General features: G+C 35.9%; 11 protein-coding genes and 1 tRNA gene. 2 read left to right on the forward strand and 10 right to left on the reverse strand.

Features of this window, described 5'->3' with window-relative positions:
* Positions 1-16: 16 nt before the first annotated feature.
* From IEW94_RS07065 to IEW94_RS07075, 3 genes are read right to left on the reverse strand one after another with little or no spacing between them, the layout of a single operon-like run.
* Entirely contained in the window at positions 17-1,396 is a 1,380-nt protein-coding gene (locus IEW94_RS07065; RefSeq protein ID WP_188651439.1) for a tetratricopeptide repeat protein, read from the reverse strand.
* A gap of 19 nt (positions 1,397-1,415) precedes the next feature.
* On the reverse strand, positions 1,416-2,729 hold the full coding sequence (gene bamG, locus IEW94_RS07070) for a BamG family beta-barrel-assembly machinery protein (RefSeq protein ID WP_188651441.1): 1,314 nt from the start codon (positions 2,727-2,729) through the stop codon (positions 1,416-1,418).
* Positions 2,726-3,460: a type III pantothenate kinase gene (locus tag IEW94_RS07075; RefSeq protein WP_308423687.1), complete on the reverse strand. Its 735-nt coding sequence runs from the start codon at positions 3,458-3,460 to the stop codon at positions 2,726-2,728. The genes bamG and IEW94_RS07075 overlap by 4 nt, the downstream gene beginning before the upstream one ends.
* Positions 3,461-3,643: 183 nt before the next feature.
* Between IEW94_RS07075 and IEW94_RS07080 the strand changes: the two genes are divergently transcribed.
* Together IEW94_RS07080 and IEW94_RS07085 are read left to right on the forward strand one after the other, a co-directional pair.
* A tRNA-Phe gene (locus tag IEW94_RS07080) sits at positions 3,644-3,716 on the forward strand.
* Between the two features lie 342 nt (positions 3,717-4,058).
* Complete coding sequence (locus tag IEW94_RS07085) at positions 4,059-4,631, forward strand: hypothetical protein (protein WP_188651443.1); 573 nt, start codon at positions 4,059-4,061, stop codon at positions 4,629-4,631.
* On the opposite strand, the gene IEW94_RS07090 is transcribed toward IEW94_RS07085, so the two are convergent.
* From IEW94_RS07090 to IEW94_RS07120, 7 genes are read right to left on the reverse strand one after another with little or no spacing between them, the layout of a single operon-like run.
* Positions 4,623-5,456 (reverse strand): endonuclease/exonuclease/phosphatase family protein, encoded by an 834-nt coding sequence (locus IEW94_RS07090; protein WP_188651445.1) that lies wholly within the window; start codon positions 5,454-5,456, stop codon positions 4,623-4,625. The genes IEW94_RS07085 and IEW94_RS07090 overlap by 9 nt on opposite strands.
* Positions 5,453-7,294, reverse strand: a complete 1,842-nt coding sequence (locus tag IEW94_RS07095) for a family 43 glycosylhydrolase (protein WP_188651447.1) — start codon at positions 7,292-7,294, stop codon at positions 5,453-5,455. Before IEW94_RS07095 ends, IEW94_RS07090 begins: the two co-directional genes overlap by 4 nt.
* Positions 7,291-8,991: a sulfatase family protein gene (locus tag IEW94_RS07100; protein ID WP_188651449.1), complete on the reverse strand. Its 1,701-nt coding sequence runs from the start codon at positions 8,989-8,991 to the stop codon at positions 7,291-7,293. Before IEW94_RS07100 ends, IEW94_RS07095 begins: the two co-directional genes overlap by 4 nt.
* Before the next feature lie 38 nt (positions 8,992-9,029).
* A complete protein-coding gene (bglX, locus tag IEW94_RS07105; RefSeq protein WP_188651452.1) occupies positions 9,030-11,351 on the reverse strand; it encodes a beta-glucosidase BglX in 2,322 nt (773 codons plus the stop codon).
* A 2-nt stretch (positions 11,352-11,353) separates the two neighbouring features.
* A complete protein-coding gene (locus IEW94_RS07110; RefSeq protein WP_229669479.1) occupies positions 11,354-12,160 on the reverse strand; it encodes a carboxylesterase family protein in 807 nt (268 codons plus the stop codon).
* 10 nt (positions 12,161-12,170) lie between these two features.
* Entirely contained in the window at positions 12,171-13,532 is a 1,362-nt protein-coding gene (locus tag IEW94_RS07115) for a glucoamylase family protein (protein WP_188651454.1), read from the reverse strand.
* Positions 13,533-13,542: 10 nt separating this feature from the next.
* Positions 13,543-14,907 (reverse strand): glucoamylase family protein, encoded by a 1,365-nt coding sequence (locus tag IEW94_RS07120; protein ID WP_188651456.1) that lies wholly within the window; start codon positions 14,905-14,907, stop codon positions 13,543-13,545.
* Positions 14,908-14,921 lie beyond the last annotated feature (14 nt).

Consider the following 14,921-nt stretch of genomic DNA (forward strand, 5'->3'; position numbering starts at 1 on the left):
TGTTTCTACTGAACATTTAAATTTTAGGCACGGTGACTGATGCGCCAATCCAACAACCTATATTTATCACTTGCCCTGAGTTACCTTCACTAAAAATCTCTCCTTTACTTGGTGCTTTTGACTCATAGTTTTCAGCTGTTTGAGCAGCTGCTTTGCTTAACGTTGGATCTTGTCTACCAGCTTTTCTTGCTTCATCTGCAGCCAACCAGAAAACAGCTCGTTTATTAAAGTTAGTATCACCACAGCTATTAGCACTGGCAGCATACATAGCCGCTATTGACAAATGAGGGTGTCCGTCAGATGGGTTCAAACTAAGTGCTTCCCTGAAAAAGCTTCTCGCTCTACCATAGTTCCCCGCAGCTTTTAACTTTAAGCCAATTTTATAGTTAAGTTTTGCCTTTTTAAAGTTATCTGTTTCTAACTTAATAGCTTCCTCATAAAACTTAATAGCTTCATTAGATTTTCCTTCTTTATCTTTTAAGATACCTAAATAATAGGCTGAGTTTGCAGACGGACTTAATGCATGGTAAGCATTTACCAATTTAAAGAACAATGGGTCATCAGTACAATCTTTTTCAGACATTTTACCAGCTGCTCTTTGTAACCAAACTGCATTGTTTTTGTTGTCTTCAAATCCTTTTTGGTACAATGGAATTAAGTTCTCACAATTTGCTCTATCTCCTAATTTTTGGTCTATGCTACCAGAAATTTGATCATAGGCATTCAAGTAACTTTCATAGTATCTTTTAAGTCTTTCTTCTTTGCTTGACAAAGCTGTACCCGCATCTTCTTTTGCAATAAGTTCGTTCAGTTTTTCAGAATAGTTTTTAACTTCTGATTCAACTTTCTCTACAACGTCATCATATTTGTCAAACAAATCTTGTGCAGATTTTTTACCAGCATCATACAAATCAACCATTAAAGAAAAATAAGTGTACAGACTTTTTGGGTTTGTAAAGGTTTCTTTATCTAGATTATAAGCAGCATCAAAACACTCATACAACTCTGAATCTGTTTTTCCTAAAAGCTCTCTATTATCATATTGTAATTGGCACGCATTGGCAGCATATTCCCCTTTTGGTGTTTTACTTGGGAAATTAGCTTCACGCTCCTGCCACATTTTTACTAGGTCTTCAATAAAAGCCTTTTTTTCAGCTCCTGAGGATTTTTCAATTTTATCTTCTAATATTTTCTCCCCATCAATATAAATGGCATTATTGAATTTTGGACATTTATTTCTAACATCCATCCATGGTTGATAGGCAGCATCAAAATTTTTGGCTTTTACATATTCGTGAAATATGGAAAGCTTTGTCATACATTCCTCTTCTTGCTGGGCAAAACCTACAATGCCAACAAAAAACAATGTTAATAATAAAGTAATTTTCGTTTTCATGATATTTGTTGTTATATTCTTAATCATACTTTCTTTTTCGGAACCATCTGTCGTTCAAAGATAAACTTAATTGGAAATTAATAAAATTCTCTTGAATTAAATTACTACTGGTTGTACCACGTTTTCCAATTTCGAAGCCTAAATTTGCATTTGAGAATACATCCCCTACTGGTAATCCTAAACCAAAAGACATGCCAAACTCTTTAATGGACTCATCATTTACCACTAAACCTGTTTTTTCAAAGTGTAAACCAGCCCTGTAAACCACTCTTTTAAAGTAACCTGTGAAGGAATTATATTGTGGTATAAAAAATCCACCTATTGATATAGTTGACGCATCTTCATAGGATGTAGCTATGTCACTGTATAATGGGTTGGAAAATTTACTGGTTTGTTGTGAGGTATATTCTGTACCCACAAACCACTTTCTAGGTTTTCCAATACCCGCTCCTATTGAGAATTTAGCCGGCATGGTCAGCGTTGTTTGCTTTAAACCAAGGGCATCCAAATTGGTTTCTACCGTGTTAACTGTAAACTCCTGCCCAGTATTGGAGTTTATTGTTATGGTTGAAAAGGAACGCACATTATCAGAGGTTAAATCACTTTGTGGGGTATAAGTAATACCGGTGACCAATTCGTATTTATCCTTTAACATGGTTTTGTAGGATAGACCAAGATTAAAATTCAATCCGCTTAAATCGGACCTGTTGTTTTCTCTTGACTGGTATAATAATGGTACGCCATCTAAATCATAAACATATTCAACGGTACTGTTTTGAATATTTCCAAAATTATAATCTGCATTCACCCCAACACTCAATCCTTTACTAATCATATAGCCCAAAGCAAAATACACTTTGTTTAAACCGCCTTCTCCCCTGTATCTATTTAATAAGTCTCCACTATCATTTAGGGTTTCTAATTTGTAGCCGACCGATGTAAAAGGCATCAAACCAAAACCAAAACCGAATTTTTTCAAGGGAATTGATAAGGCAATATAATCAAACGTTGTTGACGAAGCTTTGTCACTACTTGAACTACTTTTAAGATTTAACCGTGACTGGCTACCTCCAACTGAAAATTTCACGGGTCTGCTTTCTCCATCAAATCCTAATGAATTAATATCTGGTGTAGCGTATGATGCAGGGTTTCTTAAATTTACATGGATACTATCAGTATAAATGCTCAATCCCCCCATACTTCTATTTTCAACAGTTCCTTTAAATTTCAGACTTCCAATACCGTAGAAAGAATAAGGCGAAGCGGTACCTTGTTGAGCGTAACTTTGAATTGCAAAAAGCGCAATAAAAACTAATACAAGTTTTTTTATCATTCGTTTGAATTAATTTGTAAAATAAAGTTCAATCCCTCTAAAAGGAAATTAGAGTTGGCAAATATGCTACTTTTTAATTGTTTAGACAAGAAATTAGCATCTCCTCCTGTTAAAATAACTGTTAAATCTTTATATTTTTCCTTATATTCCTCAATAACACCATCAATTTCTTTGATAACGCCAAAAACAACGCCTGAATGCATACAATCATTTGTTGAGCTTCCTAAAATGTTTTCGGGCACTTCAGGGTTCAACAACGGTAAATTAGCCGTTAAATTATGCAAGGATTGATACCGCATTTGAACGCCCGGTGAAATGGCACCACCCAAATATTCATTATCATTGGTCACAAAATCATAAGTAATACAGGTTCCGGCATCAATTATCAAAACATTGTTGTAAGGGTATTGTTGAATGGAAGCACTTACCAGCGCAATTCTATCCAACCCAAGTGTTTTTGGGGTTTTATAACTGTTTTTAAAAGGCAACTTGCTGATTGAATCTAACTTTATGAGCTCAAAATGGTCTTGGATATAAGATAGATCAGACGTTTTTAATTTACCTACTGAAGAAACAATAACCTGCTTAATTGGTGCGTACTCTTTTCTTAATAGGTCAATATGCTTTACTATAAAGCTTGACTTGATGGTTTTTTTATACAGAAGCGCATCTCCATCAAATACAGCCAGTTTTACTAGGGAATTACCAACGTCAATTACTAAATTCATCATACCTATAAAAGTTGTAAATTTACAAAACGAGTAATAATTAATGTTATTATAGTTGGATATTTCCTAGGCTTACGTTTTATCTATCAATAATTTAAAAACACCAAATCTAAAGGAAACCATATTTTATAATTTTTCTTTTGGCGAATAATAAAAATGAATATATATTTGCATCCGCTTTAGCGAGGTACCTTAGCTCAGTTGGTAGAGCAATGGACTGAAAATCCATGTGTCCCTGGTTCGATTCCTGGAGGTACCACTTAAATTTTCACAAACCCTTAATAATCAATGTGTTATTAAGGGTTTTTTGTTTCTACTATGTTTTTCACAACGTATTTTAAGGGGGTTTTAATTCTATTAACAAAAATACTTTTCCCTTTAATTTACCACTTATCTAGAAATCTTCATTTTTTCTAAGTTACATCGATTAAGTTTTGCAGTCTTAGAAGGCCATTCTCATTCACGCTTCATATGGAAATTTGACTTTTAGTCTAAAAAAAATAATTATAATCTATAACTATTGATTTTTATTTAATAATAAATTAATAAATCAGAAAAGAATCAAATTCCAAATTCAACTATTTTAGCCTCAAAAATTATTATGAATAACAGCATCAATTGGTTTATTTTAATCTCTTCTACATTGTTTTTTTGGTCATGCTCCGAAGACTCTAATAATTTATCAAAAGAAGACTATTTTATTGATGTAGCAATAAACAATACCATTTTATTAAGTAACAATACACTAGGAAAATTAAGTCACAACAAGACCGAATGTCAAACTGGTGAAAATATATTCTTTACTTTAATAAGCATATTAAAAACCTCAGAATATTTTATAGAGCCCTTTTTGGCAACCTATAAGGAATCAAATAATTTTACAATCGATACCACTCAAAAATCTAATGTTATTGAATATGATTTTTCAACTTCCGAATGTTTGGAAAATTTTGATTTTTGCATTAATTTTTTACAGAATGATGAAACTTTATCTCTGGACAAATCCAAAAATAACTTTAGCAATATAACTGCCATTACTTATGTAAAGGATTTGGGTGAATTTTATTCAGTATATGCAATTTCTGGCAATTTTAATTTAACTTTTTTGGATTCAAATCAACAAGAAATTAAAGTTACTGGTGAATACAAAACACCTATTCAAGTATTAAAATAAATCCAGTTCCACATAAACAGGCAAATGGTCTGAAGGATAATGGCAATCTTTGCTGTCACTTAAAACCCCGTACTTGTTGACTGAAATCCCTGAACTAAGAAAAACATAATCAATTCGGCGTATTACGGGTTCATTAAAATTGAAACCATTAAATGTTCCGGAAGGCCCAAAAACAATATTTGAAATAGTTTTAGAATCTTGCAAATGCTGTTTTATAAACTGAATGCCCTCTTCAGAATCTTCCATATTGAAATCACCACTTAAGATAACCGGATAATGTTGTGTATTGATTTCCTTGATTTTTTGAATAATCAACATGGCGCTGTTTTTTCTGGCTTCAACACCAATGTGGTCAAAATGGGTATTAAACATCCAGAATTTTTGATTGGTCTTTTGGTTTTCAAATAAGGCATATGTGCAAATGCGATTGCAAACAGCATCCCAACCCATAGATACTTTTTCAGGTGTTTGGGACAACCAAAATGTTGCCGATTCCAAAACTTTTAGTTTATCCTTTTTATAAAATATCGCTGAATATTCACCAGAATCTTTCCCATCATCACGGCCAACGCCCACATAACTATAGGCTGGCAATAAACTATCCATGTCCTTCATTTGATTGGGCATGGCCTCCTGAACGCCCAACACATCGGGTTCATAAAATTTTAATTGGTCAATAAAAAAGGGCTTTCTGTTTGCCCAGCTGTTTTCGCCTTCTTTGGGGTAATCCAACTTAATGTTATACGTCATCACTTTTAGCTTTTGAGCTTGTAATGACAAGGTTATTAAAACAATAACCGTAACTACTGATTTTTTTAGGTTCATTTTACAAATATTATATCACTCTTTTCTGAAATGCCATTTTCATTAAATGCCTCAACTTGCATGTAATACGATTGATCTGTATTTAGTGCGCGCAATTCATAATTGGGCTCATCATACATCAATACTGATAAGTTTAACTTGTCTTTTGCAATACCCCAATAAATCACATAGCCTTGTGCTGTTGCATCCTTATCCCATGTTAAATTGGCATTTCTTCTATCTTGTTGTCTCATCACTTTAAAATTAGAAGGCTTGTTTGGCTTGGCTTCATAGCCATTTCCAAATACTCTAAATTCTGAAATAGACAAATAATTATTGGTATAATATACATGATTATAGCGAATATATCTGGCATCAACCGGTTTTTCCAATTCAATATAACCATGCGGCATATCGCGCGTGTTTTTGGAATAATCAGCAATGGTTTGCCATTTAACTCTATCAATTGAAGACTGAAGCACAAATTGTTGTCTTAACGTATCTGGCCGGCCGTAAATGTCACTGTTGAAATCCTGAAAATTAATTTGAATGGCTTTGACGTTCATTTTCTTTTCTAAATCCATTTCCACATAAATGGAATCATTGTTGGCTTGGGACACCCAATATGAGCGGATTTCTTCGTCATTAATTTTAGAAATATCAAAATCTTTAATCTGTCCCAACATATAACCCGATTCGCTTTCATCAACCACATTAATCTCTTGTTTTACCAAAGGCGAATTTGTTGTGACCGGTTTTTTGTAGGACAACAACATCCAACCTGTAAATCGTTCTTTGTGTTGTTTTACTTTGGTGTCCGGTAAATAATGTGGGTAATCACCATAAGCTGTATTCACATACATTTGTCCGTCGTCCTCAAATCCTGCGGGATACATACCGATGCGTCTTTCAAATTTATAATTAACCGAAATGGCCATTGTGGAGTAATGCCAATAATTCCCATTGTTATCCTGTACGGTGCTTCCATGTCCCGATCCTTTTAAAAAACCGCCCGGTTTATATGAAATAGGATTATAGGGCGCATATTCAAAAGGTCCAAATGGACTGTCGCTGGTGTAAACCCCATCAGCATACACGTTCCATTGTGTGCCAGGCGCACCATATTCCAAATAATAGGTGCCATTATGTTTTACCATCCATGGTCCTTCTAAATACGGTGCAATATCCGACCTGTGGTCTTGACCAAAACGCTCCCAGCCATGTTTATCAGGATGCAAGTTGAACAGGTCCTTTTCATCACCCATGGGCACATAATAATTATCGGGATCCAGTTCTACAACCCGTATTGGCCATACGTTTGAAGACTCTTCATAGAGATACACTTTATTGTCATCATCTACAAATAAATCGGGATCTTGAATGCCACCCGGTGGATCTAAAACCGCATAATTGGTTTTCCAGTCTCCCAATTCAGGATTATCGGTTTCTATTATAGGCCCACGGCCTGAGGGATCACCGTAGACAATAACCTTTCCATTTCTTACTGCCGCTGCCGGCGCATTACTACCTTTAAAATACCAACTTTGGGGTTTTATAAAGGTCCAATTGCTCATATCATCAGAGGCCCAATAGCCATGTGAACGTGTAACAAACATGTAAAAACGGCCTTTAAAATTTATAACAGCTGGGTCGGCCCCAGAACGGTAGGACACCTTATTTTTTGCTCTGTAGTGAGACATATAAGAGTAATCAATATCCAAAGGATTGCAATAGGTTTTGTAATGCCATTTGGCTACAGTTTTTTCTTTTGTATTTGTACTATTTTTGGTTTCTGAATGGTCCTTGCATGCACAAATTCCCAATAAAAAAGTGGCTGCTACAATGGCTTGGATTTTCATGGTGTATAGTCTTTGTTCTTTATGGGATCATAAGCTGTTCCTGTATGTCCACGTAATTTTTCAAATTGTTTGTATGCACGATCTACTTGTTCTTTTGGCGCTTTCTCTAGTTCCTTTTTGGTGACTTTATAAATCGCTTCCAATAAATCCAGTTTTTGATGTAATTGTGCTTCGATTGAGTCGTATTCCGGATTATCTATCTGATTATGGATTTCCTCAGGATCTTCCTTTAAATCGTATAATTCCCAAGTATCAATATCATCATAAAAATGCATGAGCTTATACCGGTTAGTCCTAACACCATAGTGTTTTTTTACCATATGAAATGCGGGATAATCATAGTAATGATAATAAATGGCATCCCTAAAATCCTCATCTTTCATCTTACCTTCCAACAACGGCCTAAATGATTTTCCTTGCATATCGTTTGGTATATCAACTTGGGCATAATCTAAAAACGTTTCAGCAAAGTCTAAGTTTTGGGTCAACCCCTCAACAACAGTTTTGGGTTTAATATGCCCCGGATATTTTATCAACAAAGGCATGGATAGTGATTCTTCATACATATAACGCTTATCAAACCAACCTTTTTCACCAAGATAAAATCCTTGGTCGGTTGTGTAAACCACTATGGTATTCTTGTCTAAACCATTGGCTTTTAAATAATCCAATATGGTTCCAACACCTTCATCTACCGATGCAACCGTTGCTAAATATTCGTGTAAAAAGCGTTGACCCTTCCACTCTGCCAAAGCCTTTCCTGAAAGATTGGCATCATGAAAAGCATCATTTTTTGGTTGATAGGCTTTGTCCCAAGCAGCGCGTTGTTCAGCTGTCATGCGCTCAAAATCTGTTGGCCAAGGATTCCAAGCCAATTCTGGGCTTCCTTTTTTCTTGGTCATCTTTAAATCATGACCTTCATACATATCCTTATAAATGGTCTGCAATTGGTCTTTTGAAGCCAATGACCCTTCATGGTCTGTGAAATACGTATCGGGCAACGGGAATTGAATAGAATCATATTTGTTTAAATGGCGTAAGGCCGGCATCCAATTTCTATGTGGTGCCTTGTGATGGATCATCAACATAAAGGGCTTACCACCATTCTTTACCTCATCTAAAAATTCGATTGCCTGTTGGGTTATAATGTCTGTTGCATAACCGTGAACATCCAAAGTATCTGCTTCTTTCCCATTTTGGCCTTGGTAAATAAACGTTGGATTATAATAATGCCCTTGATCTTCAAGAATCTTCCAATAGTCAAAACCTTGAGGTAATCCATACAAATGCCATTTACCAACAATTCCGGTAGTATATCCTGCTTTTTGTAGGAGTTTAGGGAAGGTTTGCTGGCTTCCATCAAAGCATTCCCCATTCATTCTAAAACCATTTACATGACTAAACTTTCCTGTTAGGACCACCGCCCTACTGGGGCCACATAAAGAATTGGTGCAAAAATTATTGTTGAATAAAGCGCCTTCATTGGCAATTCTATCAATATTCGGTGTGGGTGCCAATTGACTTATCGGGTGACCGTAAGCGCTAATGGCTTGTTTTGCATGATCATCAGCCATGATATAAATAATATTGGGCCTTTGCTGTTCTGATACTTCTTTAACCTGTTTTGTTTTATTGTTACAGGAAAAAACACCAAATAAAAGAAAATAAAACAGGCTGTATTTAAATATATTTTTCATCAGAATTTAACTATTTATGTCAAGGCTTTAATTAAAGATTATTGGACCAGCTCAAAGGAATCTTTAAGTGTTGCATTGGAATTTGTTCCAACAAACACTTCAAATTCACCAGGTTCCGAAACAAAATCCAGATTGGAATTATAAAATTTCAAATCGTCTACAGATAGTTTAAAGGTCACGGTTTTAGAATCTCCTTTTTTAATAAAAACTTTTTGAAAGCCTTTAAGCTCTTTTACTGGCCTTGTTACGGAGCCCACTAAATCACGAATGTACAATTGCACCACTTCCTTTCCATCATAATTACCGGAATTTGTCACATCAACGGAAACCTCAACAGATTGATCTCTATTGATTTTATGTGTGTTTAGTTTCAAATTATCATACTGAAAGGTCGTATAACTCAACCCATAACCAAATGGATACAAAGGCTCATTGCGGACATCAATATAATTTGATTTGAACTTTTCAAACTTTCCTTCATTATTTCCTAGTGGGCGGCCCGTATTTTTGTGGTTATAATAAATAGGAACTTGCCCTACATTTCTTGGAAAAGTGGCCGTTAACTTACCTGAGGGATTGACATCTCCAAAAAGCACATCCGAAATCGCCAGTCCGGCCTCACTGCCAGAAAACCAAACATTTAAAATGGCAGGCACGTCTTTATCTTCTTCAACAATTGCCAAAGGTCGTCCCGTAAACAGAACTAAAACAATCGGCTTACCTGTTTTTAAGAGCGCATTCAATAAATCTTTTTGTGCCTGTGGTATTTGAAGGTTGGTCACACTACTGCATTCTCCGCTCATTTCGGCAGTCTCACCAATGGCGGCAACAATAACATCGGACTTTGAGGCAACAGACAAGGCTTCGTCCATTAGTTGTTTATCGCTCCTGCCATCACGAGGAATGGTTTTCCCAAACATGGTCACTCGTTTTTCATACTCCAAATCATAATCAACATTACTCCCTTTGGCATATAAAATGTTAGCTTTATCGCCGGCTACAGTTTTCAAGCCTTCCAATAATGTTTTGGACACATTTTGTTTGGTTGCCACACTCCAGGTACCGGCCATATTAACGGCCGTATTTGCCAATGGCCCAATGAGTGCAATGGTTCCTGATTTTTTTAATGGCAGTAATTGGTTCTCATTTTTTAATAGCACCATGGATTCTGTAGCCACTTTTCTAGCAAAACTCCTGTGGGCTTCTGTAAATATCTCTTTTTTGGACCTATTGATATCACAGTATTTAAATGGATCATCAAATAACCCTAATTTGTATTTAGCTGTTAAAATGCGCTTGACTGCCTTATCAATCGTTTCAATTGAAACTGTTCCATCTTCAACAGATTTTTTTAGAGTAGTTAAAAATCCGTCAGAAACCATATCCATATCTATTCCAGCTTGTAAAGCTTGAGCAGAAACTTGTTGAAAATTGCCCACGCCGTGGTACATCATTTCTTCTATCCCAGTGTAATCGGTAACTACAAACCCCTTGAATCCCCATTCATCTCTTAACAAATCAGTAAGCAACCATTTATTTCCTGTAGCTGGAATGCCATCTATTTCGTTAAAGGAAGCCATGACCGATCCTACTCCAGCATCAACAGCAGCTTTATAAGGCGGTAAATATTCGTTATACATTCTAATTCTGCTCATATCGACCGTATTGTAATCCCTGCCTGCTTCTGGTGCACCGTAAAGCGCAAAATGCTTGACACAGGCCAGCATGGTATTATTCTTGGTTAAGTCATCCCCTTGATAACCTTGCACCATAGCTTTTGCTATCTCGCTACCCAAATAAGGATCTTCGCCAGCGCCTTCAGAAACACGACCCCATCTTGGATCCCTTGAAATATCAACCATCGGTGAAAACGTCCAGTTAATTCCATCAGCAGTTGCTTCTAGTGCAGCCATTTGCGCCGTTTGTTTGATAAGATTCATATCCCATGAACTTGATAAGCCCAGTGGAATGGGAAACGTAGTTTCATAACCATGAATGACATCCATTCCAAAAATCAATGGGATTTTTAAACGGCTTTTTTCCATAGCAATCTTTTGAACCTCTATGATTTTTTCTACAGATTTTATATTGAAAAGTCCACCAACTTTACCTTCTTCAATTTTTTTGGCAATATTGGAACTTTTTGCTTGCCCTGTTGTAATGTCACCTGACGAAGGCAAATTGAGTTGACCAATTTTTTCGTCAAGGCTCATTAAGTTCAATATGGAATCTACTTTTGCCTCAAAAGGATTGCTATTAGAAATTGCATCTGATTTGTTTTGATTTGAATTACAGGATACGATAAGTATTGCAATGATGCTTAGAAAAGCAAACGTAATGTTGATTTGTTTTTTCTTCATATTTATTTTTTTGATTTTGAAAAAAGCCACGATAACAATTCCGGTTCTGCAAAAGCTGAATCCCAACTATTATGGTTGTCATTTTCAAAATAAGATAGTTTAACATCAGCTCCTTTTTTTCTTAGTGCTGTAACCATTCTCAAAGAGAAGTAAGGGTCTACTACATCATCCTTTCCGCCATCAAAAACCCATAAAGACACTTTATCTGCATATTTACAAACAGATTTAGGGTTTCCGCCACCACAAATAGGGAACGCAGCTGCAAACATATTGGGTCTGAATTTTAGTATATCAAAAACACCCATGCCTCCCATTGAAAGCCCTCCAACATAAATTTGGTTCTTTTTAACATAAGGTTTTTTGGCGATATCATCCATTAAATCCAAAACCAATTGCATTGCTTTTGTTGGTTTGCCTCTTCTTTTATATTTAAATTTTTCAAGTCCAGTTTTTGAATAATCCCTTTTTACATTTGACCAATAGTCATCTTTAGGACATTGCGGAAAAATTACAATTGCCGGAAATGCATCAGACTCATAATTATCTAAAAACAGTTGACTGCCATGAACCAATTGCGTTTTGTTATCATTGCCACTTTCTCCTCTACCGTGAAGAAATAAAACCAATGGATATGCTTTGTTTTCATCAAAATTTTTTGGTAGCAATAAGCGGTATTTTAGAGTATCGCCATCATGAAGGAACAACTCCTTGGAAAAAAGTTCTTGTTGCGCTACCAAAACATTTGAAACAACGATTAACAGTAACCAAAACATACTCTGTTTAATAAGTTTTCTTTTGGTGTATTTCATTCTAATTTTTTTAATAATTAAAACCAAGTTTGTTTAAACCATTTTGAACATCTGAATTTTGCATAAATAAATTCCATAGCAACCCTGTTCTGTAATTTTCAATCATTACAATTTGAGGTCCTTGATCTATGGCCAAATAAGCCTTGGCAACCCAATAGTTGTATTGGGGACTAAAGGCATCATAAAACCCAGCAGGTCCTAACAATTTATCTTTTTTACTATAAAAAAAGTGCATAGCTTTTAAGGATTTTTCAGGGGTGTACGGAATGGAGCTTATGGCTGCTGTTGGCGAAATAACTCCTAAGTCATTATCTGGTTTATGGGCACTATATCCAATTGAACCATTTGCATTTCTGCTATAACTGGCCGTTAATCCCCAGCAATCAGGACCATAATCAGTGTAGTTTTTAGGATTGTTAACACAGTACAGATAATTTATAGTAGTATGGTTTACATTTAAATTCCAGTAGTTAGCATATTGGTCTGATAAATTTGTTGGATTGAGACCCAAATATGAATAGTGTGCCCAAAACAAAGGACCCGTTCCAGAACCAGCATGATCTAAAATTAAAGGGTATCCATATTGCGATTCAGAAGTAACTATGGCTCCTTTGTTTGCCCAGCCTTCAGTATAAACCGCTTTAGTTATTGAATAATCCGGAGAGGCTGCTGCAAGAATATATGTTATGAGGGTTTCATTATATCCTATTAATTTAAAGTTCTTGGTGAATTGATAATTTGGGCTCCAATGCCAATATAATACATTTTGGTTTTGCGTGTACCAATTCCATTCTACACCTTTCCATAGATTATCTGCTAGGTCAGACAATGCTTTTTCTTCTGTAGAACCATTTTTAAAATACTCTTTAACGCAAATCAATCCTTCAGTTAAAAAGGCAGTTTCAACCAAATCACCTCCGTCATCATCTGGACTAAATGGAATGACGTTTCCAGTACCACCATCCATCCAATGTGGCCAAGCACCATGAAACCGATCGGCATTTTCTAAAAAGTTCAATATTTTATTTAATCTGGCAACGCCTTCAGCTCTGGTGGTGAATCCTCTTTCAATTCCTACCAATAAAGCCATTAATCCAAATCCGGTTCCGCCAGTGGTCACAACGTTTTGGTTAAGCGTTGGATTATCGGGATGATACCGTTCTTTAGCGGCACCTGAATTGGCATTGGCAAAATCCCAAAAATATTTAAACGTCTCTTGTTGGGTTAAATCCATTATCTCCGTATCAGTCAAAGGGTCGACTGTGGGTTCATTGGTTCCAGGAATATATGGCTCTTCATAACCTGGTCCATTATCTGAACCGCATGAAGCTAAAAGAAACACAATACATACTATATAATAAATTCTAGACATTGTTTGTTTTTTAATTATGGGGTTCAATTTTAAATCCTAATTTATCCAAGCCCTTTTTAACATCTTCATTTTGCATAAAATATTTCCACAATAATCCGGTTCTGTAATTTTCTATCATAACAGGTATTGGTCCTTGGTCAATGGCTAAATATCTTGGTACGTACCAATTATCCTGAAAGCTAAAAGCATCATACGGTCCATATTTACCAATAAGTGTATCATGGTTTTTATATAAATTTTTGAGCATTTTCATGCTTGCGTCTGGTGTATAAGGAAATGATGATAAAGCAGCCGTAGGAGCTATAACACCAAGGTCATTTCCAGGTCTGTGGCCAGCATAACCTTTTATGGAATAACTTGAGGTTAAGCCCCACATACTATCTCCGTAACCCTTAAAATTATTGGGGTTCTCAATTGCATACTTATGATGGATTATTGCTTGATTTTGGGTCAATTTCCAATAATCTGCATATTGGTCTTTTAATCCTTTTGGATTCAATCCCAAATAGGAATAATGCGCCCAAAACAATGGGCCTACCAAAGCATCATCATGCTCATAGTAGTTCAACACTAGGGCTTCACCGTACAAAGAATCTCTTGAAACAATTGCTCCGCTTCTTGCCCACCCTTTATCATAAACTGACTTATCAATGGAATGTGTTGGTGATGAAGCTGCCAAAACATACATGATTAAACATTCATTATAACCACCTACTGGAAAATTCATGTCCCATCCGTAATTTGGTGACCAGTGCCAATACAAGACATCCTTTCCATTTTTGGTGTACCAATCCCATTCTACCGATTTCCAAAGTTTTTCGATTTTAGTTACCAATTCTTGTTCTTTATCATTTCCGCCTCTGAAATATTCAGCGACTGTTAACAATCCCTGAACCAAAAAAGCGGTTTCCACCAAATCGCCACCATCATCCTTTTTACTAAAGGGCAGCACTTTACCTGTTTCACCATTCATCCAATGCGGCCATGCACCATGAAAACGATCTGCTTTATTTAGAAAATCAATAATTTTAAGATATCTGTTCAATGCCGCTTGGCGAGAAATAAAACCCCTTTCAACACCAACCAAAATGGCCATCAGCCCAAAACCGCTTCCACCAGTTGTTACCGTGTTTTTTGGTGATGTTGGGTAAACACCATCCATGTGCAAACGCTCTCTGGCCAAACCTGAGTTTGGTTCGGCGCCTTCCCAAAAGTAATTAATGGTCTGCTTTTGAACAGTGTCCAATAAGGCACTCTCAATAATTGGTTTGGAATTATCTTTAATGTCAGCAATTGATTCTTTCTTTTTATTGCAATTAAACAAAAGAATTGCAACACCAAAAAAAGATATTATTTTTAGTTTATGATACGTCATTTTGGAATGGATGA

This window comes from Yeosuana aromativorans, assembly GCF_014646655.1.
In the GTDB taxonomy this organism is placed as follows: domain Bacteria; phylum Bacteroidota; class Bacteroidia; order Flavobacteriales; family Flavobacteriaceae; genus Yeosuana; species Yeosuana aromativorans.